Origin of the sequence: Pseudomonas sp. HD6515 (assembly GCF_024971855.1) — a bacterium.
Classification (GTDB): domain Bacteria; phylum Pseudomonadota; class Gammaproteobacteria; order Pseudomonadales; family Pseudomonadaceae; genus Aquipseudomonas; species Aquipseudomonas alloputida.
The window spans coordinates 1,962,897-1,988,540 of sequence record NZ_CP079827.1; the positions used below are offsets into that span (position 1 = coordinate 1,962,897).

Below are 25,644 nucleotides of genomic sequence, written 5' to 3' on the forward strand. Positions count from 1 at the left end.
AAAAAATTCTCATTCTGGATTTTCCAGGGTGATGCGTCTTATGTAGGAGCGCGCTGAAAGCCACACGTGGCAAGCCGTTTTGACTTGCGTGTCAGGCGTCTGTCGCGGGATCTGCCCGGGGGAGGATGGGCAGCTCGGCCGTTTGGGGGCCGTTGGCGGGCGCGGGACGATTTCATTACACGATATAAATAGAGAAATACCATGCCAGCAGGATTTTTCGAGTTCAAACCATTGGTCAAGGCGCTTTGCATGTCCCGCTCGATCAGCGCCCGCTCATCCCGGGCGTTGCTCGGCAAAGGGGTGCTGGGCGCCGCATTGATGCTGCCCATGGCCGCCCAGGTCTGGGCTCAGGGGGTCAACTTCGACATCGCTGCCCAGTCGCTGCCCAACGCCCTGCGTGCGCTTGGCGAGCAGGCCGATGTGCAGTTCATCTACAACGCCTCGGAAATGGCCGACCTGCGTGGCAATGAAGTGCGTGGCAGCTACACCGTCGACGCGGCAGTGGCCAAGCTGTTGCGCGGCTTGCCGGTCAGCTACAGCCTGGAGGGCGATACCCTGACCCTGGTGCGGCGTGAGCGGCCAGCGTCCTCGGCGCTGGAACTGGGCACCACCAGCATCACGGGCAACACGTTGGGCGTGACCACCGAAGGCAGCAACTCGTATACCACCGGTGGCGTCACCATCGGCAAGAGCGAACACAAGCTCAAGGACATTCCGCAGAGCGTGTCGGTGATGACCCGCAAGCGCATGGATGACCAGAACATCACCGACTTGCCGACGCTGTTGGCCAACGCGCCGGGCATGACCTTCGCCAAAAGCCCGGGTACCGGCGGCTTCATCACCTCGCGCGGCTTTGAGATCGACTCGCTGCAGTACGATGGCGTGCCCATGACCCGTGGCATCTACGCGCTGGGCAGCTACCTGACGGAACCGACGGCATTCTATGACCGTGTCGAACTGCTGCGTGGCGGCGCTGCGCTGCTGCAGGGGGCCAACAGCCCCGGTGGCGCGATCAACTTCGTGCGCAAGCGCGGCCAGGCCAAGCCGACAGTCACCCTGACCGCCCAGGCCGGTTCCTGGGACCACTATGCCACCCAGGTTGACGTTGGCGGCCCGCTGAACGAGGCGGGCAACATCCGTGGGCGTGCCGTGGTCGACTACGATACGCGCAACTCGTTCATCGACTATGTGGGCGGCTGGGAGCAGAAGGTCTACGGTGCGCTGGACTTCGACCTGTCTGAAGACACCACCCTCGGTGTCGGCATCAGCGATCGCAAGACGCGTTTCACGCCCATGGTCGCCGGTTTGCCGCGCTTCAGTGATGGCCGGGACGTAGGCTTGTCGCGCTCGACCTTCACCGGCTCCGACTGGAACCGCGGCATGACCGAGCAGCTGGCGTTGTATGTCGACCTCGAGCACCGCTTCAACGACCACTGGAAGTTCAAGACCGCGGCGGTGGCGATCAACGAGCGCAACGAAATGACCTACGCCTACGTGGTAGCGCCGACCGGCCTGGCCAACGATGGGTCTGGGTTGTTCGACTGGCGCTATGCCACTGATTTCAACTCCCACAGCCGTGGCCTGGACATGTTCGTCGATGGCGACTTCAACGGTTTTGGCTTCGACCAGGAAGTGGTCTTCGGCGGTAACTACTCACGCTTCACCAGCGACAACACCATGGCGGTGGTGCGCAGCGCCGGGGCGAACATTTTCGATCTCGACAACCACTTGCCCTTCGAGAACTACGACAGCCTGGCGGCCCGTGGCACGCGTACCGACAGCCAGTACAAGATCGTGCAGAAAGGTATCTACGGTACCTGGCGCGTCAAGCTGACCGACCCGCTGACCTTGATCCTGGGCGGGCGTACCAGCTGGTACTCCTATGATTACGATTCCCAGGTCTATCAGGCCGGCGTCCATCAATACGACAGCCCGGCCTCCAAGGCCAACAACGGTGTTGTCACCCCTTACGCGGGCCTGGTTTACGAATTGACGCCGCAATGGTCGGCCTACGCCAGCTATGCCGACGTCTTCATCCCGCAGAGTGCCATTGGCGTGGGTGGTTCCACGATCGAGCCGATCACAGGTAGCAACTACGAGCTGGGCTTGAAGGGCGAGCTCAACGACGGCCAGGTCAATACCAGCGTCGCGCTGTTCCGCTATGACCATGAAAACCGCGCGGTGCCGATTCTGAACACCGAATCGTTGTGTGGCGGCTCCAACTGCGCGGCAGCGTCTGGCAAAGTGCGTAGCCAAGGCCTTGAAGCCGAGATCAACGGTGAGGTGCTGCCAGGCCTGCAAGCGTCGGCCAGTTACGTCTACAACACCACCAAGTACCTCAAGGACAACACGTACGAAGACAAGATTTTCTCCACCTGGACGCCGAAACACTCGGTGAAGGTGTGGACGGACTACACCCTGCCTGGTGACTTCAGCCGCTTCAGTGTCGGCGGCGGTTTCAACAGCCAGAGCAGCACCGTTGCCTACGACCGCAAATTCGATTCGCCCGGCTTCACCATCTGGAATGCGCGCCTTGGTTACAAGGTCAGCGATGAAGTCAGCCTGGCGGTCAACTTCAACAACATCTTCGACAAGGTGTACTACATCCCGTCGTATGCTGCGGTCAGTGCCAACAACTACTACGGCGACCCTCGCAACTTCATGTTCTCGGTCAAATACACCCCACAGTTCTGAACCTGGGGCCACGCAGGCCATCTTGGCGGGTACCCCGCCCAGATGGCCTGCGCCAGGTCACAGCTCCCGCGCTACACGAAAGCCCAGGAAGTCGCCACGTACCGTGCGTTCGCGATCATTGCGATTGCCCGAACGCGAGAAGATCGGCGCTTCACCCCAGTCATTCCCGCGCATGTGCGCCGCCTGGCAAAGCCCGCCGTCGGCCTCCATCCAGGCGCTGCCATCGCTGGGCGCGCCGACGTAGTCCTTGTGGTAGCAGTCGGCGACCCATTCATACACGTTACCGTGCATGTCATAGACGCCAAAGGCATTGGGCGGGTAGCTGCCTACCGGTGAGGTGTAGCTGTAGCCGTCCTTGGGGCCGTAGGTATTGGCGTGCTTGCTGATCTGGTAGTCGCCTTCTTCATCGAACGGGAACGGGAACGGCCCGGTGGAGCCGGCCCGTGCCGCGTACTCGCGTTCGGCCTCGCTGAGCATGCGGTAAGTGTGGCCGGTCTTTTTGCTCAGCCACTGCGCATAGGCCTGCACATCGTAGTAATCAACGCACACTGCCGGCTGGCGCGGCCCTTGCGGGTAGCGAGGCTTGCTGGCCTGGCACAGGCGCCCTGGGCGTTTGTCACCGTCCTTGATGACCACGCCGGTTTCCTTGATATAGGCATCCAGCTCGCCGGCGGTGACCTGGAAGCGGCTGATGGCGAAGGGTTTGGCGAAGGTCACGGTATGTTGCGGGCCTTCGTCGGGCTGCTTGCCCGGTTCGTCATCCGGCGTGCCCATGACGAAACTGCCCGCAGGCAGCACGACCATTTCCGGGCAGCCGGCCTTGCAATCCTGGAAGACCTCGCCCGGGGTTTTGCTGGCAGCCTGGGCGAGTAGCGGGCAGGCCGCCATGGCCAGGGCAAGGGCCAGGCCGGTGACGGTGTAGGGGGCGCACTTCATGGCGAACGTTTCCTTTTTGGCAGGTGTGACGGGGTATTCAGGGTGCCGGGCAGCTACGGCCGAACGCCTCGATGAACGAGTCGATCAGGGGCTGCTCCAGCATCATGGTTTCGTGTGGGTAGGGTGAGTGCAGCGAAACGTCCAGCTCACCCCCTGCGCAGAACTGGCGGATGACCTGCTCGGCGGCGTGAATGTGTGCTGCGCTCTTGTGCACCTGCGACCACCAGCAACTGGGCTTGACCCTGAGCGGAGTGAGGGTGAAATCGGCGAAGCTCGCTTCCAGCTGATCGTGGATGTCGAACGCCTGGGCATTCATGATCTGGGCCTTGGCACTGGCCAGCACGCCCTGGACATCGCTGCCAGCGTCAGCCAGGTGCGCCGTGGCCCACTGGTAGAACGCCTTGACGTCCTGAGTAGGGTTGGCGTGCAGCTGCTCGGCGGCGGCCTGTTTGGCCTGCGGGAACAACAGCCCGAACAGCTCGACGGTGTCTTGCAGCTCGCGCTGGCCCGGCGTATCGCTGTGGCGGGCTGGGCGAGGGGTGTGAGGGGGGAACGCGGCGCGGCTTAACTGCGCCTCGGGCAGGGTGCTGTCGACCAGCCCCAGGAATGCGACCTCGCAGCCGGCCTGTTCCAGCTGCCGGGCGATGTCCCAGGCAATGCTGCCGCCCAGGGACCAGCCCATCAGGCGGTATGGCCCGGACGGTTGTGCCTGGCGGATCTGTGCGGTGTAGTCGGTGATCATCGCTTGCCAGCCCTGCCGTTCGGCCGGCGCCGGGCTGCCGCCCCGGTGCTGCACGCCGTATACGCGAGCCTGCGGTTCCAGGCACCTGGCCAGCGGCTGATAGCTGAAGACCATGCCGCCGCTGGGGTGGATACAGAACAATGCAGGCAGCGGTGTGGCCGGGCGGTTGAGGGGCACGATGCACGGGCTCGCACAGGCATGCTCACGGCCCAGATGTGCAGCCAGCAGGTCGATGCGGGGGTAGGCGAGCAGGTCCTGGATACGCACTGCCAGGCCCAGTGCCTGCTTGATGCTGGCCAGCAGCTGGATGGCCAGCAACGAGTGGCCACCCAGTTCGAAGAAGTGATCGTCGCGGCTGATACGTTCGACGTTGAGCGCGGTTTGCCACAACGTGGCCAAGGCCTGTTCCAGCGCGCCCTGGGGAGCGTTGTAGGCTTGCTGCAGCAGGCTGGCATCGGCCTTGGGCAAGGCCTTGCGGTCGAGCTTGCCGTTGGCTGTCAGCGGCCACCGGTCGAGCAGCAGCAGGTGCGCCGGCACCATGTAGTCCGGCAGCGCTTCCTTCAACTGTTCGCGCAGCTGCGCGCGCAGCCCGGCCTGCTGCTCCAGCGCTACCTTGGCAGCGGGGATCAGGTAGGCCACCAGCTGCTGGCCGGTCGCGCCTTCCTGGGCCAGCACCAGGGCCTCGCGCACCTGCGGCTGGGCCTGCAGGCGGGCTTCGATTTCACCCAGCTCGATGCGGAAGCCGCGGATCTTCACCTGGTGGTCGATCCGCCCGGCGTATTCGATCACCCCGTCGGCGTGGTAGCGCGCCAGGTCACCGGTGCGGTACAGGCGCCCGCCAGGGGCACCGAACGGGTCCGGCACGAAGCGCGTGGCGGTCAGGTCGCTGCGCTTGAGGTAGCCGCGCGCCAGGCCGGCGCGGCCCACGTACAGCTCGCCGATGCAGCCTTTGGCTACCGGGTTCAGGTCGCCGTCGAGCACATACCAGGACAGGTCGGGGATCGGCACGCCCATCGGGCTGCTGGCCGCCTTGCCCAGGTCAGCCAGCGACAGCGGCCGGTAGCTGACATGCACGGTGGTTTCGGTGATGCCGTACATGTTCACCAGCTGCGGCTGGCGGTCGCCGAAGCGCTCGAACCACGGTGCCAGGCTGTTGACGTCCAGCGCCTCGCCCCCGAACACCACGCTGCGCAGTGCCAATGGCCGCTGCGGCTCAGCCGTGGTGGCCACCGCCATCAGTTGCTTGAACGCCGACGGGGTCTGGTTCAGCACCGTGACCTGTTCATCGGCCAGCAGCTGGTAGAAGGCCTCGGGTGAACGGCTGGTGTGCTGCGGCACAATCACCAGGCGCCCGCCGTACAGCAGGGCGCCGAAGATTTCCCACACCGAGAAGTCGAAGGCATAGGAGTGGAACAGGCTCCACACGTCGTCGCTGCCGAAGCGGAAGTCGGCGTCGGTGGCCGTGAACAGGCGCAGCACGTTGCGCTGCGGCAGCAGCACGCCCTTGGGCTTGCCGGTGGAACCGGAGGTGTAGATCACGTAGGCGAGGTTGTCCGGGCTGACCGTGACCGGCGAGCAGGCCAGCGGGTCGGCCTGGCTGCTGTCATCATTGCTTGCCAGGCTGAGCACGCGCACGCCTGCCGGCACCGGCAGGCTGGCCAGCACCTGGGGCTGTGCCAGCACGCGCTGCAAGCCGCTGTCTTCGATCATGTAGGCCAAACGGTCGGCCGGGTAGGCCGGGTCCAGCGGCACGTAGGCACCGCCAGCCTTGAGGATGGCGAAGATGCCAACAACCATGTCCAGCGAGCGCTCGGCAGCCAGGCCGACCAGCACGTCGGGCCCGACCCCGTCGTCGACCAGGCGCCGGGCCAGGGCGTTGGCACGCTGGTTGAGCTGGGCATAGCTCAGGGCCTGGCCCTCGCAGGTGACGGCGATGGCATCGGGGGTGCGCTGCACCTGGGCCTCGATCCGGCTGTGCAGGGCCTGGTCGGCCGGGTGCTCGGCGGGGGCCGGGTTCCACTGGGCGAAGGTGGCTTGCTGCTCCAGGGTGCCCAGCATGTCGAGCTCGCCCAGCCGTTGCTCGGGCCCCCGGGCCATGGCCAGCAGCAGGTTCTGCCAGTGCCGGGCCATGCGTTGCACGGTGGCGTGGCTGAACTGGCTGCAGTCGTATTCCAGGCTGAAGCCAAGGCCGTCGGCTGCGTATTCAAGGTCGATGCCGATCAGGCATTTGGCCTGGGCGCTGGCGGTATCGAGGAAGTCCAGCTGCAGTGGGCCCAGGGCCAGCGGGCCGCTGGCAGTCCCGGCCACGCGCCAGTTGAACAGCGCCTGGAACAACTGGGTGGGTAGCACCTGGCCGTTGTGCTGCAGCGTCTCCAGGTACAGCTCCATCGGGTAGTCGCTGTGGCTCAGGGCCGCAATAGACTGCTCCCGCAGGTTTTGCAGCAGGGTCTGCACGGATTGCTGCGGGTCGAGTTCGGCGCGGTAGATCTGGGTGCTGACGAAAAAACCTACCAGCTGCTGGGTTTCGCTGCGGTTGCGCCCGGCGCTGGGCACGCCGAGGGTGAATTGCAGCTGGCCGCTGTAGCGGCCCAGCAGCACCTGCCAGGCGGCCAGGGCGATGACGAAGGGTTGCACGCCCTGCTGCCGGCTGAGCTGCAGCAGGGCCTGGAACACCTCGGCGTCCAGTTGCAGGCCATGGTAGCGCGCACTGGTGCCCTCAGGCGGTGCGCCAGCGCAGCGCGGGTCGAGGTCACCCGGCAACATCAACGGCTGCAGTTCGTCACCCAGCCGGGTATGCCAGTAGCGGGCAGACGCTTGGCACGCATCGCTTTGCAGGTAAGCCTGGCGTTGCCAGATGGCGTAATCGGCATACTGGATGGCGGGCCGTTGCAGCTTGCAGGCTCCCTGGGCGGCTGCCTGCGAATAGGCGTCCAGCAGGTCCTGCAGCAGGATTGGATTGGACCAGGCGTCTGAAACGATGTGGTGCATGTTCAGCAGCAACACATGCTCGTCACCTTGTACTTTCACCAGCCGGGCCCGGATCAGGGGCGCCTTGCCGAGGTCGAACGGTGCCAGCGCATCCGCTTCGATGAGCCGCTGCAATGCATGAGGGCGTTGCGTGGCGGGCATGGCGGTCAGGTCTTCGCAGGGCATTTCGAGGCGTGCGTCGGCTTCGACGAACTGCTGCGGTATGCCCTCGACCTCGGCGAACCTGCTGCGCAGGATGTCATGGCGGTCGACCACCGCCTGCAAGGCCATGGCCAGCTGCTGGCCATGCAGTTCACCCTTCAGTGACAGTGCCCGTGGCAGGTTGTACGCCGCGCTCTGCGGGTTGAACTGCTGCAGGTACCACAGGCGCTGCTGGGCGAAGGAGAGGGGGGCCGGCCCGGCGCTCTCGCGTGGTGCTATCCGGTCGGGTTCAGGCCGCTCATCCTGGAGGAGGGCGAGCAAGGCGTCGTCCAGCAAGTCTTCAGCGAGCGAGTCGGCATCCAGTGATTCGTGCATGGCGGTCCCTGTGGCAGTCGAGGCGAAGGACAGCAGCATGGGGCCGGCCTTGCCGGCGAATGGCCGCTGTCCTCTGGAGAGGTGTATGGCCAGTAAACGAGCCGCCGCACGGCAAATTTACCGGCGGGCGTGTGGGTGACGGGGCGGGTGGGCAGGCCCCGGCCAGGGTTGTAACCGACCTGGTCGGGGCGAGGGATGCAGCCGGTCAGGCCGGCTGGGCTGCGGTGCGAACCTTGCCGCTGTCCATGTGTACCAACTGGTCGGCAATATCGAAGTAGCGGTCATCGTGGGAGATGACAATGATGGTCTTGCCCAGGCGCTTGAGGTCCGGCAGCAGCTCTGTGTAGAAGATGCGGCGGAAGGTTGGGTCCTGATCGGCTGCCCACTCGTCGAACACCAGTACCGGGCGCTGCTCCAGCCAGGCGCTGATCAGGGCCAGGCGCTTGCGTTGCCCAGTGGACAGGTCGGTGGTGGTGAAGGCACCGTCACGTACGCTGACCTTGTGCGCAATCTCCAGGCGTTGCAGGTATTGGGTCGCATCGTCGGGGATTTGCTGGTCACCCTGGACCACGTCGTCGAACAGGTAGTAGTCGGCGAAAATGGTGGTGAACAGCTGCCGGTAGTCATCCCGGTCAAGCACCGACACCGGCTGGCCATCCAGCAGGATGTCCCCACTGTGCGGCGCATACAGGCCAAGCAGCAGCTTGATCAACGTGGTCTTGCCACAACCGTTCTCGCCGACGATGAACACGATGTCGCCCTGGTTGATCGTGAGGTTCACCGGGCCCAGGCGAAACGGCGTGCTGCCCTCGACGGCCGGAAATGCGTACTGCACATTGCGCAGCTCCAGGCTGGTGATGGTCTGGCGCGGTGCGCCTTGGCCGTCGAGCAGCAGGTTCGGTTCGGGCGAGGAAAACTGCTCTGACAGCTCGGCAATGCGCTGGAATGCCACCTGTGCCTTGCTGACCAGCGGCAGTACGCTGACCAGATGGTCCAGTGGGCCTTTCATGTACAGCAGCACCAGCACGAAACCGGTCATTGCGGCCTGATCGACGCTTGTCCAGGTGCTCTGCAGGGCCAGGGCCAGGCCGATGACGATGAAGAACAGCGTCGAGCCGAACGTCTTGGCCAGGATGTAGGTATTGACTGCCTTGATCTGGATGGCGCTGATCCGCTCGCTGATCCCCTGGATGTGCCGGGTGAACATGCGATACCGGCGCGGCCGGTGTATGCGCAGCTCCTTGGCGCCCTGGGCAATGGCGTTGTAATGCTTCTGCAGGTCGTCCTCGGCCTCGCGGGCGCTATTGAACCCCTTGATGCCGCGCGTGCGGGCGATGACCTGGGCGGTGATGCCGGCGCCCAATGCCAGCAGCATCAGCAGGAACAGCGGGCCGGACAATGTTGCCAGGTAGCCCATGCAGCCCAGCGTCACCGTCAGCGAAATGGTCAGGGGGGCGAAGGCGAACGAGAAATCGCTGATGGTATCGATATCGTGGGTCAGCACCGGTATCAGGCGGTGGCTGCGATAGCGCTCGATCTGCTCGATGGGCGCCGAAAGCACTTTTTCGCCCAGCTCCTTGCGCAGTTTGGCAATGATCTTCTGGCCAACGAAATTGGTGCCCATGTCGGAGAAGATGCTGCTGAGCAAGGTCAGCACGCAGAGGCCGGCAAACAACCACAGCACGGCGTGGGTCAGCCCTGCTTCGCTGTTGAGGGCGCGGTTGATGGTGGCCAGCAGCGTGGTGACGCTGAAGCCGCCGAGGATGCCCAACAGTATGGAAACCAGCACGATGGGCCAGAATGGCTTGAGCAACTGGGCAAGCTCGCGGGTCGCGCTGAGCGGTTTGCGAATCATGGGGAAGTCTTCTCCAGGCGGATCAAAGGACGTGGTCATCAAAGAAGGCTTCACGCTCCAGACGCAGCAGAGCGGCTTTCTTGTGGGCCAGTTGAATGTCCTTCAGGTGGCCGAACCCCTGGGACTTGAGGAAGTCGATCTGGCGCGTATGGTCGATGCGCGGCTCGCCGAGAATCCGCTGGGTGCGTGGGTCATCGAGGAACATGTAATGCATCAGCGAGCGAAACCAGCCGCGCAGTTTGCCGATGCCCTGGTGCTTGGGCTCGCCGATCACCACATGCCAGCCACGGTCGTAATCGGCGACGTCGTAGTAGGGGGCGATGCGGTCTTCCTTGCACCAGTACACCTCGAAGTAGGCGAAGGGTTCGTCGTCGAAGCAGCCGATCAGCGGGTGTACGCGCGGGTCGTCGAGTATTTCGCGAATGTATTGCGCATGTTCTTCCGGGGTGCCGGTCTGCTCCCAGAAGAACGCGACTTGCTCCAGGTTCATCCAGCGGTTGAAGGCTGCAAGGTCCTTCACCGGGTCGATGGTGCGCAGTGAAAAGGTGGCGTTCAGCTTCGGCAGATGGCGTCGATAGACTTCGCCCGCCGGTTTGGGCGGGCGTTGCGGGTGGCGTTTCTCGCCGCTGAAGCAATAACGCGGGGCCGTGTGCACGCTGGCCGGCTCGCGAAGCCATGGCAGGGGTTGCTGCCAGAAGGTCTGGCGGGTACAGCGCAGGGCAAGCCTGCCTTGGTCGTCGACCTGCCAGTGATCGAAAATGCCTTCGCGTACCGCACGCACGGCAAATTCCCGGTCGCCAGGGACCTGCACATTCACCTCGTTGCATTGTTTGCGGTGGCAGAAACGGGTCGCCAGCACTGCCAGCATCGCGCTGGCCGGAAATGCTGGCGGAAGTTGCTCGAAGACGATGCGGTTGTCGACCTCCCGGTAGGGGATGGCGGCGCTGCTGTCGAGGCGCAGGCTACCGCTCTCTGGCGTTTCATCCTGGGCACTGGCTTTGCGGCCATCGGCCAGGATCAGACTGAAAGAGGGTGCGTTCATAGGGCTTCCTGTGAGAGGGCGAGTGCGACTTGTCGGGTGCTGTCCATGGATAAAGACGAACCGCACCTGCCGATGTTTAAGCGCCAGGTGCGGCACCCGGTTCAACGCCAGCGACCTGCCAGCCGCCGCCCAGGGCCTTGTACAGGGCGATGCTGCCCATGACCCGCTTGAGGCGCAGTTGCACATCCTCGTCCTGAGCCTGGTACAGGGTGCGTTGGGTTTGCAGGACGGTCAGCAGGTCCTCGGCGCCCGCCTGGTAGCGGCTTTCGGCGATGTCGAAGGCTTTGCGCGCCTGTTGCAGTTCGATCGCCTGCCAATGCAGTTGCCGGTCGATGCCGTCCAGGGTATTGAGGGCCTTTTCCACATCGCCGAAACCGGCCAGGATGGCGCCGCGGTAGTTCTGCAGCAGTTCCTCCTGGCTTGCTACCGCCTTGTCGCGTTCAGCGCGCAGGCGGCCGTTGTTGAACACCGGCGTGACCAGGCCTGCGGCGAGGCTGGTGAAGGGGTTGCGCAAGACGTCCGGGAAGTGATCGGCGCCGCTGCCGACGATCAGCGTCAGGTTGAGTTTGGGCAGCATCGCCGCGCGGGCTACGCGCACATTGGCCTGAGCCGCCGCCAGCTTGGCCTCGGCATTGGCGATGTCCGGCCGACGGCTGATCAGTTCGCTGGGCAGGCCCGCATCGATCGAGGGCCAGTTGAGCTGTTCAAAGCGCGTGTGGCCCAGTTGCAAGTCCTGCACCGGTTGCCCGACCAGGGTCGCCAGAGTGATCAGGGCCTCCCGCGCCTGTTGCTGGTAAAGCGGGCGTTGCCGTTGCTGGGTGGCGACCAGGCTTTGTTGCTGGGCCAGTTCCAGTGCTGTGGCCGAGCCTGCATCGAAGCGGGTTTGCACCAGTTGCAGGACACGCTCGGCGTTGGCCAGGTTAAGGTCGGCAATCCGCCCCTGCTGCTGGAAGGCCAGCGCCTGCATGTAGCTGTCGGCAACCTTGCCGAGCAAGGTCAGTTCAACGGTCGCGCGGTCGAACTCACTGGCTTGCAGGCCGTGCAGGGCACTCTCGCGGGCTGCCGCGTTGCCGCCCCAGAAGTCCACCTCGTAGCTGGCCTTCAGGGCCACATCCAGGTAATGAGTGGTGCGCTGGGTCGGGCTGGAATTCAGTTGGCTGTAGCCGTTGCCGTGCTGCAGGCGCTCGCGGTTGGCATTGGCTGCCCCGGTCACCTCGGGCAGCAAGGGGCCGCCGGCAATGACCGCATCAGCCTGTGCCTGGCGAACCCGGGCCATGGCCGCGCCGATTTCGAAGCTGTCGGTGCGGGCTTGCTCCACCAGCTGGTTCAGTGCCGGGCTGCCGAACGACTGCCACCAGCCGGTCAAGTGGCGTGGTGTGCTCTGAGGCGCGGCCGCCTGCCAGCGGGCCGGGGTATGCACACCGTGTTGCGGCGGCGTTGCAGGGGTGGCGCAGGCGCTCAGCAGCAGGCAGGCGCCGAGCAGGGGCAAGGGTTTGATCAACGTTGGGGTACTCATACGCTGGTAAGGGCGGCCACCGGGTCGAGCCGTGCAGCCTTGCGGGCGGGCATGAAGCCGAACGCGATACCGGTGACCACCGCGCAGGCGAAGGCACCGATGGCGGCAGGCAGCGAGAAGGCGACGGCGACCTGGCCCAGGCTCAGGGCGCCGCCGATCAGTAATGCCAGGGCGATGCCGCTGACGCCGCCGACCATCGTCAGCATCACGGCTTCAGTAAGGAACTGGCGCAGGATGTCGCGCTGGCGCGCGCCGGTGGCCATGCGGATACCAATTTCCCGTGTGCGCTCGCGCACGGTCATCAGCATGATGTTCATCACCCCGATGCCGCCCACCAGCAGCGAAATGGCGGCAATGGCGCCCAGCATCAGCGACAGTGCGTTCTGCGTTTTGGCTTCGGCCTGGATCATGGCCGCATTGTTGGTCAGTTCGAAGTCGGTTACGCCGTTGTGCAGTTTCAGCAGCAACTGGTCGATGACCTGCTCGGTCTGCTTCACCTGGCGCGCATCTGCGGCGGCGATCACCACGTATTCCGGGGCCTGGTTGCCGAACAGGCGCACGCTGGCGGTGGTGTAGGGCACCATCACTCGGGCGTCGGCATCCTGGTCGCCAGAGCTGGCGCCCTTGCCGGCCAGCACCCCGATGACCTGGAACGGTGCGTTCTCGATGAGAATGTACTGGCCCACCGGGTTGCGGTCGGCAAACAGTTTTTCCCGGGTCTTTTCGCCAATCACTGCCACTGCCGCGCCGGCGGCTTCGTCGGCCTCGGTGAAGAAACTGCCCTGCGCCACTGGCCAGTTGAATATCTGCGGGAAGTAGGTGTTGGAGCCGCCGACATAGAGCTTCAGGTCCTGGTTGCCATAGCGCACACCGGCCTTGCCGCCATTGACGGGCATGATCATGCGCACCTGGGGCAGGGTGGCGATGGCGCGGGTGTCGTCCAGGGTGATGATGCCTTCCGGCGCCCTGGGGGCGGGTGGCTTGCCGTTGAGGTAGATGATGTTGGAGCCGAAGGCGCCCATCTGCGCCATGACCTGGCGCTTGCTGCCTTCACCCACTGCCAGCATGACCACCACCGACGCCACGCCGATGATGATGCCCAGCAACGTCAGTGCGGTGCGGAAGCGGTTGATCCACATCACCCTCCACGCCGCCTTGACGGCGTCCAGCAGTTCGCCTTTCCAGGCACCGTTGTGCTCGCTGCCGTCGTTCAGGCGCTGGCGCAGGTCGACGGCCTGCAGCACGTCGACCTCAGGGTGCGCAGCGGGCAGTGGCTCAGGCTGGGCCTGGTCGCTGATGATCTGGCCATCGCGGATTTCGATGATGCGCTTGGCCCGTGCGGCGACTTCCCGGTCGTGGGTGATGAGGATCACCACATGGCCCTGGCTGGCCAGTTCGTCGAGCAGGGCCATGACTTCGGTACCGCTGCGGCTGTCGAGGGCGCCGGTGGGTTCGTCTGCCAGAATGATGTGGCCACCGTTCATCAGCGCGCGGGCTATCGATACGCGTTGTTGCTGGCCGCCGGACAACTGGTGCGGGCGATTACCGGTACGTTCGGCCAGGCCCAGGCGGGTCAGCAGGGCATGGGCGCGTGCGTGGCGCTCGGCGGCAGGCGTGCCGGCATAGATCGCCGGCATTTCGACATTTTCCTGGGCGGTGCCGGAGGCAATCAGGTGATAGCCCTGGAACACGAAACCGAAGGCTTCACGCCGCAGCCAGGCGAGTGCGTCACTGTCCAGGCTGGCCACCTGTTCACCCGCGAACAGGTAGTCGCCACTGGAGGGGCGGTCCAGGCAGCCGAGGATGTTCATCAGCGTAGACTTGCCTGAGCCGGAGGTACCGACAATGGCGACGAATTCACCGGCGTGAATGCTCAGGTTGATACCGCGCAAGACCTCGATTTGCGGTGTATCGACGCCGCCATAGCATTTGCGGATATCGCGCAGCTCAATCAGTGGGACTGGCATTTACCCTCCTGCACTGAGCAAGGGGCTGATCAGCAGGCGATCACCTTCTTCCAGCCCTTCGAGAATCTGCACGCGCAGGCGGTCGCTGATGCCGGTGCGCACTTCGCGATTTTCAATGGCGCCGTGTTTCGTCAGTACCTGTGCCAGCCTGCGATCGGGCTGCTTGCCCGGGTTGAGCGCGGAAATCGGGGCGGTCAGCACATTGTGCGCACGGTCAGCGACGAAGAACACCTGGGTGGTCATTTCTGCCATCAGGGCGCCGTCGGCGTTATCGACGTCCAGCAACACCGTATACAACACCACCCGGCCATTGCTTTTGCTGGCCGGGCTGCCGCTGCCCTGGTTGGCATGCTCCAGCGGCTTGGGCGGCACCGGCAGGATCTGCCGTACAGTGCTGTTCCAGCGCCGGGTGCCACCGCTGAGGGTGGTGAAATAGGCGTGCATGCCGGGTTTGACGTGGCCAATGTCCGCTTCCGACACTTCCGCCCAGACTGTCATCGGTGACAATTTGGCGATGCGCAGGATCAGCGGGGTCTGCTGCTGGGCGTTAAGCGTCTGCCCCTCGCGGGCATCCAGTGCGACCACGGTGCCACTCATGGGGGCATAGATGCGGGTGTAACCCAGTTCGGCCTGGTCGCTGCGCAGGCTGGCCTGGGCCTGGCGAATCTGCGCCTGGATCATGTCGATGCGCGCCTGGGTGGCCTTGAGCTCGGCGCGCGCCGTTTGCACATCCTCTTCGCGCGTGGCGCCGCCTGCCGCCAGGCTCTGCTGGCGCTCGGCCTTCTGCCGGGCCAGCTCATGCTGGGCACGTTGCTCTTGCAACTGTGCCTGCAGGTTTTCGACCGAGTAGCGTCCCGCGTCCAGCTTGGCCTGTTGCGTGGAAGGGTCGATCTCGACCAGCAACTGGCCTTCTTGCACCGCGTCGCCGACCTCGACCTTGATGGCACGGATCTGCCCGGATGCCTGGGCGCCGACGTCAACATAACGGCGTGGCTGCAAGGTGCCGATGGCGGTAACGCTGCTCTCGATATCACCCCGGCTGACAGTGACGGTATTCAGGCCATCATGGCGGGGTGGCAGGATCTGCCAGGCACTTACGGCCAGCAATGTCGCCAGGCCAACTAAGGTGATCAGGGCCCGGCGGGCCAAGGGGGGACGTTTCATGCAGGGTTCCGGCCAAAGTAAGTTCCTCCGAGACACGTCGCGGGGTTGTACTTTGAACGAGAACCCGCCCGCAAAATTTACTGCGCGGCACGCGGCGGGTGCTGATAAATGCCGGCGGCGAGTGAACTATTGGGTTAAACGTTTAAGCTGCAACTTGCAAACACAAAAAAACCCGACAGTTGTCGGGTTTTTTTGTTGACGCGAGTTACTGCTTGGCAGGTTCTGCCGGCGTAGCTGGAGCCGGAGTAGCCGGAGCGGCTTCTTCGGCAGCCTTCTGCTCGGCTTCGGCCTGATCTTTGGCAGCTTCGGCGTTTTCCTTGGCGGCTTCGTTCATCTTATCCTGAGCTTCACCCATTTTTTCCTGGGCTTGCTCGGCGTGTTGCTGTGCGTCCTGGGCTTTGTCTTCGCTCGCTTTATCGCAAGCAGCCAGGCCCATGGCAGCGGCCAGCATCAGAGCAAAAGCAAAAGGTTTACGCATGGGGGTGTTTCTCCTTGGTGGAATAAGTGACTTGTTCCTTCGAGTGCAACTACGCGGAATAAGTTCCACGAAGATTACAGATATATAACGCCCCGTTCTACATAGACTTTTTAACGAATTTATGCCGCTGCCCTGCGGCCGGTGGGAACAGCCGATGAACGATTCAACCTTGATGGCAATGGCCGAACGCTTTCTCTCGGCGTTAAAACATTGTCAGCTGTTGCAGATGCGCGTGGCGCAGGCTGATGGTGATGGCATGACCCTGGTCCTGCCATGGTCGCCAGCGATTGTCGGCAACCCGCAAACCGGTGCCGTGCACGGCGGTGCGCTGACCACGCTGATGGACACCACCTGTGGCATGGCCACGTTGTGTGTGCTGCCGCGCTTCGAAGTGTGCCCGACGTTGGACCTGCGCATCGACTACATGCACCCGGCTGAGGCCGGCAAGGACATCTACGGCCACGCCCAGTGCTACCGTGTTACCCGCGACGTGATCTTTACCCGTGGCACCGCCTACCAGGACGACCCCGACCAGCCCATCTGCCAGGTGGTGGGCACGTTCATGCGCCTGGGCCAGGACATCAAGGGCGGCATCCGTTTCGGCGACAGTCTGAAGGAGGGCAAGGCATGATTCCGCACGCGGTGCGCCAGCAGCTCAACGCCGCCCATGCGGTGGGCGACTATCGACCATTGCTGGCGCTGATTCCCTATGCCGGGCTGATCGGCATCGAATGCGAACGTCAGGGCGATGATGTGTTGTTCCGCCTGCCGGCAAGCCCGGACAATATCGGCAACCCACTGCTACCGGCCATTCATGGCGGCGTGATCGCCGGCTTCATGGAGCTGTCGGCAGCGCTGTACCTGCTGATCTACAGCGAGAGCGCAAGCATTCCGAAGATCATCGACTTTTCTATCGACTACCTGCGCGCCGGGCATTTTCGCGATACCTACGCCCAGTGCCAGCTGTGGCGTCAGGGCCGGCGGGTGACCAACGTGGCCATCACCGCCTGGCAGGGCGACAGGCAGTCGCCGATTGCCACGGCCCGTGCGCATTTCAAGATCGAACCGGAAAAGCCCTTGAAATCATCCGGGCAGCCCCCATCTGCATGACATCCGCCGTTAACGCTGGCCGAACCGGCCGCCAGGCGCCACCGCCATCAGATCGGAGTTTCGAAGACCATGACTGTGGAAACACAAAAGGAAACGTTGGGCTTCCAGACCGAGGTAAAGCAACTGCTGCACCTCATGATTCACTCGCTGTACTCGAACAAGGAAATCTTCCTGCGGGAGCTGATTTCCAATGCTTCCGACGCCGCCGACAAGCTGCGTTTCGAAGCCCTGGCCAAGCCAGAGCTGCTCGAAGGCGATGCTGACCTGAAGATTCGCCTGAGCTTCGACAAGGACGCCGGTACCGTGACCCTCGAGGACAACGGCATCGGCATGAGCCGCGAAGACGTCATTGCCCACCTGGGCACCATCGCCAAGTCCGGCACTGCCGACTTCATGAAGAACCTCACCGGTGACCAGAAGAAGGACTCGCACCTGATCGGTCAGTTCGGCGTGGGCTTCTACTCCGCGTTCATCGTTGCCGACAAGGTCGACGTGTACAGCCGCCGTGCCGGCCAGCCAGCGGCCGAAGGTGTGCACTGGTCGTCGAAAGGCGAGGGCGAATTCGAAGTCGCCACCATCGACAAACCACAGCGCGGTACCCGTATCGTCCTGCACCTGAAGAAGGACGAGCAGGAGTTCGCCGATGGCTGGCGCCTGCGCAACGTGGTCAAGAAATACTCCGACCACATCGCCCTGCCGATTCAACTGCCGAAAGAGCAGGCCGCCGCTGAAGGTGAAGAGCAGCCGGCCGAAGCGTGGGAAACCGTCAACCGTGCCAGCGCCCTGTGGACCCGTTCGCGCACCGAGGTGAAGGACGAGGAATACCAGGAGTTCTACAAGCACATCGGCCATGACTTCGAAAACCCGCTGGCCTGGAGCCACAACAAGGTCGAAGGCAAGCTCGAATACAACTCGCTGCTGTACGTGCCGGCCCGTGCGCCGTTCGACCTGTACCAGCGCGAAGCACCGCGCGGCCTGAAGCTGTACGTGCAGCGTGTGTTCATCATGGACCAGGCCGAGTCGTTCCTGCCGCTGTACCTGCGCTTCATCAAGGGTGTGGTTGATTCCAACGACCTGTCGCTGAACGTGTCGCGTGAAATCCTGCAGAAAGACCCGATCATCGATTCGATGAAGACCGCGCTGACCAAGCGTGTGCTGGACATGCTGGAGAAGCTGGCGAAGAACGAACCCGAGCAATACAAGGGCTTCTGGAAAAACTTCGGTCAGGTGCTGAAAGAGGGCCCGGCCGAAGATTTTGCCAACAAGGAGAAAATCGCCGGTCTGCTGCGCTTTGCTTCCACCCAGGACGACAGCGGCGAGCAGAGCGTCGCCCTGGCCGACTACCTGGCCCGCGCCAAGGAAGGTCAGGACAAGATCTATTACCTCACCGGCGAGTCGTACGCGCAGGTCAAGAACAGCCCGCACCTGGAAGTCTTCCGCAAGAAAGGCATCGAAGTGCTGCTGCTCACTGACCGCATCGACGAGTGGCTGATGAGCTACCTCAACGAGTTCGACGGCAAGGCCTTTGTCGATATTGCCCGTGGTGACCTGGACCTGGGCAAGCTGGATTCGGAAGAAGACAAGAAAGCCCAGGAAGAAGTCGCCAAGGACAAGGAAGGTTTGGTCGAGCGACTGAAAGGTGCGCTGGGTGATAGCGTGGCCGAAGTGCGCGTCTCGCACCGCCTGACCGATTCGCCGGCGATCCTGGCCATCGGCGAGCAGGACTTGGGCCTGCAGATGCGCCAGATCCTGGAAGCCAGCGGGCAGAAAGTGCCGGAGTCCAAGCCGATCTTCGAGTTCAACCCGAGCCACCCGCTGATCGAGAAGCTGGACCACGAGCAGAGCGAAGACCGTTTCGCCGAGCTGTCACATATCCTGTTCGATCAGGCGGCCCTGGCGGCCGGTGACAGCCTGAAGGACCCGGCGGCATACGTTCGTCGCCTGAACAAGCTACTGGTCGAGCTGTCTGCTTGAGTTGATGCACAGCAAAGCCCGCTTCGGCGGGCTTTTTTATGACGAGTGCCAAAGGAGTGCTTGATGAGCAAAGTAATCGTCGAATCGCTGGTTTATCACCTGTCTGGCAAGGCCTTCGAAAGCCGTTTGGTCTATGAGCCGGGTGCGCTGGGCCGCCCAGGGCTGGTGATGGCGCCGAACTGGATGGGCATTGGTGAAGGTGCCGAGCGCATTGCCAAGGAAGTGGCCGAGAAGGGCTATGTGGTGCTGATCGCCGACCTGTACGGGCAATCGGTGCGCCCGTCCAATGCCGATGAAGCAGGCGTGGCGATGATGCCGCTGAAGAATGACCGTGGCGAACTGCGCAAGCGCATGCAGGAAGCCCTGGCGCAATTGCTGGGGCAGTCGAAGGCGCTGCTGGAGCCTGGCAAGGTGGCCACCTTCGGCTTCTGCTTCGGTGGCTGCTGTGCGTTGGAACTGGCCCGTAGCGGCGCCGACCTGCGTGCGGCCGTGTCGTTCCACGGCACCCTGGACACGCCGGACCCTGAAGATGCCAAGCACATCAAGGGCTCGGTGCTGGTGTTGCACGGTGCCTCCGACCCATTGGTGCCTAAGGAGCAGTTGCCGGCATTCGAGGACGAGATGAACGCGGCCAAGGTGGACTGGCAGTTGCTCAGTTATGGCGGCGCGGTGCACTCGTTTACCGACCCGAATGCCAATGTGCCGGGCAAGATGCAGTATAACCGGCGCACTTCCGAGCGAGCGTTTCGTTCGATGCATAATCTGCTGAGTGAAGTATTCCAGCGCTGAGATTGCAGGGGGCTGCTTTGCAGCCCTTCGCGGGTAAACCCGCGCCTACACGACGGCCTGCGCCCAATCACCGACCTGTGTCCACCCCCGATCAGGTGTAGGAGCGGGTTTACCCGCGAAGGGCCGCAAAGCGGCCCCGATCACCGAGGCAACTCGATCCTCGAATGTTCCCCCGGCACCTCCGGCCAATCCCCCGCAGCCCACCTGGCCCGGGCCCGCTCGATCAGCTCCGGGTCGCTGGCGACGAAGTTCCAGTTCATCCGACGCGGCCCATCCAGCGGTGCGCCGCCAATCAGTACCAGTTGGCATTCACCCTCGGCATACAATGTCACCTCTTCGCCCTGCGGCAACACCACCAGGGTGCACGGCTCCACGTCTTCATCGTTCATCATCAACTCACCATCGAGCACGTACAGCGCCCGCTGCACATGCTCGGTCGGTACCAGCAAGGTGGTCGCCGGTTGCATCCGGACATGCGCATAAAGGGTAGGGGACAGCACCGGCACCGGTGACGCCAGGCAGAACCCGCTGCCCGCAATCATGCAGATACGTACACCCAGGCTGTCACTGACGGGCAGGCTCTCGGCGGGGTGATGGCTGTAACTTGCCGGGCCTTGCTCAAACGCGCGTGGCGACGCCAGCCATACCTGCAGCCCATGCAGGCGCGAACCATGGGCCAGGGCATCTTCCGGGGTGCGCTCGACATGGGCGACGCCGCTGCCCGCAGTCATCCAGCTGACATCACCAGGCAGCACCCGCTGCGCCGAGCCGAGGCTGTCCTTGTGCAGGATTGCGCCTTCGAACAGGTAGGTCAGGGTAGACAGGCCGATATGCGGGTGCTGGCGGATGTCCATGCCATGCCCCGGGGCATAGTCTGTTTCGAGCATGTGGTCGAAGAACACGAACGGGCCGACGCTGCGGCACTGGGCTGATGGCAGCGGGCGCAGGATCGGCTGGCCCTCGACCGTCTCGGCTCGGGGGTGGATGACCAGTGGGCTGCTCATGGGGAAGGCTCCAGGCACGGTGGAAGTGCCTCAAGCATAGCGGTTTGCCCGCCGTGGCTGAACCGTCTTGGCGGCCGCCTGGTCTACTGGGTTCGTACTTGCATGAGGAAGATGACCATGACCGCCAGAGCGCTGGCTTGTGTGCTGTTGTTCGGCTGGCTGTGCCAGGCGGCCCAGGCGCGCGAGTACCGCTACAGTGATGCCCACTTGCACTACGTGGACTTCTTCCAGGAAAGTGAAGGCATGCCGGCGCTGATCAAGGCCATGGATGCCGCAGGGGTTGAGCAGTCGATGATTTCAGGCATACCCGTGGCCAAGAAATGGCACGAAGACGAGCCCAAGCGCCCGCGCTACTACGCCGGTGATGACGCCGACGCCTATTGGTACAGCGCCACCGACACTTACGTGGCGGCGGCGCTGCAGCAATTGCCAAGTGAGCAGCGCAAGCGGTTCCACCCGTTCCTAAGTGGTTTCAACCCGGTGGACAAGAATGCTGTCAGCCATATCGAGCGCATGCTCGATTTGTACCCGGGGCTGTGGCAGGGCATCGGCGAGGTGTTCACCCGACATGATGACCTGACAGCGCTGACCAGTGGCGACACGCCACGTGCCAATAATGAAGCCATGACGCGTATCTACCACCTGGCGGCCGAGCGCGACCTGCCCGTGCTGCTGCATTCCAACATCACCTCCAAGCGCGAGCGCAACCCGCTGTACCTGGCGGAGATCGAAGAGCCGCTGCGCAACCATCCGCACACGCGATTCATCTGGGCGCATGCGGGCAGCAGCATGGAGATACACCGCCACCAGACGCAGATGGACTTTCTACTGCCGGTGCTGACGCGATTGCTGGAGGACTACCCGAACCTGTATGTCGATTTGTCGTGGAGTGTGCTGCAGCCGTATTTGCTGGATGAGCAGGGCGTGCCGCGCGAGGCATGGTTGGCGCTGGTCGAGAAGTACCCGGAGCGGTTCATGCTGGGGTCGGATGTGGTGGGGCGGTTCGGCAGCCTGGGGGAGCAGATGCACGGGTTCAAGCCGTTTCTGGATGCCTTGCCGGAGGCGGTGGCGCACAAGGTGGCCCGGGAGAATTTTCTGGCGGTGTTGCCCAAGGTACAGCAGTGACCTGTGCGGGCCTCTTCGCGGGTAAACCCGCTCTCATCAAACAAAATGCAACCCATTGTTTTCTAAACACTCAAGCGGCCACCAGTTGATACCCCAGTTTCCGGGCTTTGCGAAGCAAAGCCCGGACCTGCCGGTCTTGGCTTCTGGTTTCAAACTCCTCAAGACCTTGTTCAACATAAGCCTGCTTCTTGGTTAACAGGTTGTACACCAGACGTGCCAACTGATGCGCAGTGGCCTTGATGGCGCAGCTGGTATCCATTCGAGTCAGTCTGGCTCGGTGTGATGCACCAATGAAACCCTTGTCGTTACGGGCATTGGATGCGGCCTGCTTGAGTGCTTGAGCTGCTCGATTGACTATTTTGGGCCCGCCACCTGCCAGTCGATGACCGCCGGAAATTCGGGTAGGGGGAGCCAGTCCCAACCAAGAGCAGAAGTGCTGTGAGGACGGGAAGCGTGATAGATCTGTACCGATCTCCCCTGCCAGCACTAATGCAGTGTCCACCCCAATGGTTGGAATTGCGGTTAGGTCCACGCCAAGAACTTTCCACAATGTCTGATGCAATTCAGTCTGTTGGACACCGTTTCGGTGTGGGCTCCGTAAAGGCTTATTGGATGGCTCTGGCTTGTTTTGCAGCACCGGCAACTGCTCTAACGCGGCTTTTATGGCGTCGTCACAATCAGCAATTTGCTGCTCCAGGAAGTCATAGGCAGCCAATTCCTGAGTTAGCGCATGCAAATGCTCGCGCCGCCAATTGCCATGAAGACTCCGAGCGACAGCCTCCTTGCCTGCCTTGATGCGGCGGTCGGTCAGTTCAGCCAGTTGCACTGGGTCCCGTTCACCTGCGCAGATGGCTCGCAAAATCTTCATGCCAGTTACACCGGAAATATCACTGATGACATTGGCCAGCTGGATGTTCATTTGGCTCATGGCCTTTTGCATACGGTTCAGCGTCTGCGCCTGGTCTTTCACTTTGGAAGCACGCTGCCTGACCAATGACCGGACGCAGCAGGTCAGATCATCGGGGCGGAATGCGCCTCTGAGCAGTCCATGAGTCATCAGCTGCCAAATCCACTGGCAATCCAACACATCTGATTTACGGCCCGTGATTTGCCGAGTTGCTCTGGCATTGACGAGATAAACCTCAAAACCGCGCTCGCTGAGAATCTCGTAAATTGGAATCCAATAAACCCCCGTGGATTCCATGGCAACGACCTTGATCCCCAGGCTTTCAAGCCAGTTAGCCATCTTGAGTAGGTCGTCAGTAAAGGACGTGAACGACTGGACGGGATTTTCGTGCCGGGGATCGACCGCCACGAAATGTTCTCGACCACCGACATCGATCGCCGCGCAATCGGGATGGACGACGGTAAAGCGTTGCTTGGAAGGCTTGCGCGCCATGATGAATCCTCGCAGGATAAAGGGCGCGCGGGGCACACGGTGGCGAAAGGGTTCACTCTCTCATACGTGGTCACAGCTGAATCAGCTGATGCCTACAGGGACTTCACGCCGATACCGTGCGGATCACTCTCCTACGCGGGTGTGCGGACACACACCAGTGCTGGCTACGATCTCTGTCCCGCGCACACGAACCCTAACAAAGCAAAAGGCGGCTGGCCCTACCGGGCCAACCGCCTTTTCTTTTTCAAAATGTCAGCGTCGCTGCGGAACTGAAGCCGTACACCTCATGTTTGCTGCGCGACAGCGCAGCCCGGAAGGGCTGGGTGATCTCCTACAGGGTGGGCACAGCGCTGAAGGCTTGTGTGGTGGGTTTACCCGCGAAGAGGCCCGCACAGGCAATACAAACAAAAACGCCCCGAACCAGTCGGGGCGTTTTCATTGACAGCAGCAGCGTCTTACTTGCCTTCCCAGCGCTTGAGCACCAGGGTGGCGTTGGTGCCGCCGAAGCCGAAGCTGTTGCTCATGACCGTGTCGATCTTGGCGTTTTCTTCGGTTTTACGCAGGATTGGCAAGTCGGCGACTTCCGGATCCAGCTCGTCGATGTTGGCAGAGCCGGCGATGAAGTTGTTTTCCATCATCAGCAGGCAGTAGATCGCCTCGTGCACGCCGGCAGCGCCCAGCGAGTGACCCGACAGGCTCTTGGTAGAGCTGATCTTCGGCGCCTTGTCGCCGAACACGGCACGCACGCCCTTGATCTCGGCCACGTCACCGACCGGGGTCGAGGTACCGTGGGTGTTCAGGTAGTCGATCGGGGTGTCGACAGTGGACAGCGCCTGCTGCATGCAGCGGATGGCGCCTTCGCCGCTCGGTGCAACCATGTCGTAGCCGTCGGAAGTCGCACCGTAGCCAACGATTTCGGCGTAGATCTTGGCGCCGCGGGCCAGGGCGTGTTCCAGTTCCTCGACCACGACCATGCCGCCACCGCCAGCGATGACGAAACCATCACGGTCAGCGTCGTAGGCGCGCGAGGCCAGTTCCGGGGTTTCGTTGCGCTTGGTCGACAGGGCGCCCATGGCATCGAACAGGAACGACTGGCTCCAGTGCTCTTCTTCACCACCACCGGCGAAGACGATGTCCTGCTTGCCCCACTGGATCTGCTCCAGTGCGGTACCGATGCAGTGAGCCGAGGTGGCACAGGCCGACGAGATCGAGTAGTTGATGCCCTTGATCTTGAACGGGGTGGCCAGGCATGCCGACACGGTGCTGCCCATGGTGCGGGTAACGCGGTATGGGCCGACGCGCTTGACGCCTTTCTCACGCAGGGTGTCCAGCGCTTCCATCTGGTTCAGGGTCGAGGCGCCGCCGGAACCGGCCACCAGGCCGGTACGCGGGTTGGAAACCTGCTCTTCGGTCAGGCCGGCGTCCTTGATCGCGTCCTGCATGGCCAGGTAGGCGTAGGCAGCCGCATGGCCGACGAAGCGGTAAACCTTGCGGTCGATCAGTTCTTCGAGGTTGAGGTCGATGGAACCGGAAACCTGGCTACGCAGCCCCATTTCCTTGTATTCCGGGTTGAAACGGATACCCGGACGGCTGTTGCGCAGGTTTTCGGTGACGGTAGCTTTGTCATTGCCCAGGCACGATACGATGCCCAGACCAGTGATAACGACGCGGCGCATGCGAATAACCCTTAGAAATTGTCAGTGGAGGTGAACACGCCGACCCGCAGGCCTTCGGCAGTGTAGATCTCGCGGCCGTCGACGCTGACCGAGCCATCGGCGATGGCCATGTTCAGCTTGCCCTTCAGGACGCGCTTGATGTGAATGTTGTACGTGACTTTCTTGGCTTCAGGCAGTACCTGGCCAAAGAATTTCACCTCGCCCGAACCCAGGGCGCGGCCACGGCCTGGCAGGCCCTGCCAGCCGAGGAAGAAGCCAACCAGCTGCCACATGGCGTCGAGGCCCAAGCAGCCCGGCATGACCGGATCGCCTTCGAAATGGCAGGCGAAGAACCACAGGTCCGGGTTGATATCCAGCTCGGCGACCAACTCACCTTTGCCGTACTTGCCGCCTTCTTCGCTGATATGGGTGATGCGATCGACCATCAGCATGTTCGGCGCGGGCAGTTGCGCATTACCTGGGCCGAACAGCTCACCGCGACTGCAGCGCAGCAGGTCTTCCCGAGTAAAGGCGTGTTGTTTGGTCATGCGAGCTCCTCAATAACCCCCTGCGGCAGGGGATGAATCTTCCCGGCCGGCCCGAAAACCAAGCGCTTCGAGACGGCAGCCTACAGGTAGACTATTGCGTTGTGGTGAAAGTCACAGCGCACCTGGTGAAAGAAGTACAGGT

At 62.8% G+C, this 25,644-nt stretch carries 18 protein-coding genes; 6 read left to right on the forward strand and 12 right to left on the reverse strand.

The window, feature by feature from the left end; all coding sequences use genetic code 11:
- The first annotated feature begins 201 nt into the window (after positions 1-201).
- On the forward strand, positions 202-2,694 hold the full coding sequence (locus tag KW568_RS09015) for a TonB-dependent siderophore receptor (RefSeq protein ID WP_033726943.1): 2,493 nt from the start codon (positions 202-204) through the stop codon (positions 2,692-2,694).
- A gap of 57 nt (positions 2,695-2,751) precedes the next feature.
- Here KW568_RS09015 and KW568_RS09020 read toward each other — a convergent pair whose 3' ends face one another.
- From KW568_RS09020 to KW568_RS09055, 8 genes are all read right to left on the reverse strand, one after another.
- Positions 2,752-3,630: a formylglycine-generating enzyme family protein gene (locus KW568_RS09020; protein ID WP_003255995.1), complete on the reverse strand. Its 879-nt coding sequence runs from the start codon at positions 3,628-3,630 to the stop codon at positions 2,752-2,754.
- Positions 3,631-3,667: 37 nt separating this feature from the next.
- Complete coding sequence (locus KW568_RS09025; RefSeq protein ID WP_259538092.1) at positions 3,668-7,876, reverse strand: non-ribosomal peptide synthetase; 4,209 nt, start codon at positions 7,874-7,876, stop codon at positions 3,668-3,670.
- Positions 7,877-8,081: 205 nt separating this feature from the next.
- Positions 8,082-9,731: a cyclic peptide export ABC transporter gene (locus KW568_RS09030; protein ID WP_003251534.1), complete on the reverse strand. Its 1,650-nt coding sequence runs from the start codon at positions 9,729-9,731 to the stop codon at positions 8,082-8,084.
- Positions 9,732-9,753: 22 nt separating this feature from the next.
- Entirely contained in the window at positions 9,754-10,773 is a 1,020-nt protein-coding gene (locus KW568_RS09035) for a GNAT family N-acetyltransferase (RefSeq protein ID WP_004574719.1), read from the reverse strand.
- 76 nt (positions 10,774-10,849) lie between these two features.
- Positions 10,850-12,289: an efflux transporter outer membrane subunit gene (locus KW568_RS09040; protein ID WP_004574717.1), complete on the reverse strand. Its 1,440-nt coding sequence runs from the start codon at positions 12,287-12,289 to the stop codon at positions 10,850-10,852.
- Positions 12,286-14,256 carry a MacB family efflux pump subunit gene (locus KW568_RS09045; protein ID WP_003251526.1) on the reverse strand — a complete coding sequence of 657 codons (1,971 nt, stop codon included), beginning with the start codon at positions 14,254-14,256 and terminating at the stop codon, positions 12,286-12,288. The genes KW568_RS09040 and KW568_RS09045 overlap by 4 nt, the downstream gene beginning before the upstream one ends.
- The gene (locus tag KW568_RS09050; RefSeq protein ID WP_004574714.1) at positions 14,257-15,420 is read right to left on the reverse strand and encodes an efflux RND transporter periplasmic adaptor subunit; all 1,164 of its coding nucleotides are present in this window, start codon (positions 15,418-15,420) and stop codon (positions 14,257-14,259) included.
- A gap of 205 nt (positions 15,421-15,625) precedes the next feature.
- Positions 15,626-15,898, reverse strand: a complete 273-nt coding sequence (locus tag KW568_RS09055) for a hypothetical protein (protein ID WP_003251523.1) — start codon at positions 15,896-15,898, stop codon at positions 15,626-15,628.
- A 154-nt stretch (positions 15,899-16,052) separates the two neighbouring features.
- Here KW568_RS09055 and KW568_RS09060 point away from each other — a divergent pair, with 154 nt between their 5' ends.
- The 4 genes from KW568_RS09060 (at position 16,053) to KW568_RS09075 (ending at position 19,771) form a co-directional block, all read left to right on the forward strand.
- Positions 16,053-16,529, forward strand: coding sequence for a PaaI family thioesterase (locus KW568_RS09060; RefSeq protein WP_003251521.1), 477 nt, complete (start codon positions 16,053-16,055; stop codon positions 16,527-16,529).
- Entirely contained in the window at positions 16,526-17,008 is a 483-nt protein-coding gene (locus KW568_RS09065) for a PaaI family thioesterase (protein WP_003251519.1), read from the forward strand. The genes KW568_RS09060 and KW568_RS09065 overlap by 4 nt, the downstream gene beginning before the upstream one ends.
- 69 nt (positions 17,009-17,077) lie before the next feature.
- Positions 17,078-18,982, forward strand: coding sequence for a molecular chaperone HtpG (gene htpG, locus KW568_RS09070; RefSeq protein WP_003251518.1), 1,905 nt, complete (start codon positions 17,078-17,080; stop codon positions 18,980-18,982).
- 63 nt (positions 18,983-19,045) lie between these two features.
- Positions 19,046-19,771, forward strand: a complete 726-nt coding sequence (locus tag KW568_RS09075; RefSeq protein WP_003251516.1) for a dienelactone hydrolase family protein — start codon at positions 19,046-19,048, stop codon at positions 19,769-19,771.
- A 140-nt stretch (positions 19,772-19,911) separates the two neighbouring features.
- On the opposite strand, the gene KW568_RS09080 is transcribed toward KW568_RS09075, so the two are convergent.
- Positions 19,912-20,775, reverse strand: a complete 864-nt coding sequence (locus KW568_RS09080) for a pirin family protein (RefSeq protein WP_003251514.1) — start codon at positions 20,773-20,775, stop codon at positions 19,912-19,914.
- Positions 20,776-20,892: 117 nt separating this feature from the next.
- On the opposite strand from KW568_RS09080, the gene KW568_RS09085 reads away from it, so the two are divergent.
- Entirely contained in the window at positions 20,893-21,900 is a 1,008-nt protein-coding gene (locus KW568_RS09085) for an amidohydrolase family protein (RefSeq protein ID WP_004574708.1), read from the forward strand.
- Between the two features lie 70 nt (positions 21,901-21,970).
- Here the strand turns inward: KW568_RS09085 and KW568_RS09090 are convergent, their stop codons facing one another.
- The 3 genes from KW568_RS09090 to fabA form a co-directional block, all read right to left on the reverse strand.
- Positions 21,971-23,299: an IS110-like element ISPpu9 family transposase gene (locus tag KW568_RS09090; protein WP_004577239.1), complete on the reverse strand. Its 1,329-nt coding sequence runs from the start codon at positions 23,297-23,299 to the stop codon at positions 21,971-21,973.
- A gap of 455 nt (positions 23,300-23,754) precedes the next feature.
- Positions 23,755-24,975 (reverse strand): beta-ketoacyl-ACP synthase I, encoded by a 1,221-nt coding sequence (gene fabB, locus KW568_RS09095; protein ID WP_003251511.1) that lies wholly within the window; start codon positions 24,973-24,975, stop codon positions 23,755-23,757.
- Positions 24,976-24,986: 11 nt separating this feature from the next.
- Positions 24,987-25,502: a 3-hydroxyacyl-[acyl-carrier-protein] dehydratase FabA gene (gene fabA, locus KW568_RS09100; protein ID WP_003251509.1), complete on the reverse strand. Its 516-nt coding sequence runs from the start codon at positions 25,500-25,502 to the stop codon at positions 24,987-24,989.
- Positions 25,503-25,644: the final 142 nt, after the last annotated feature.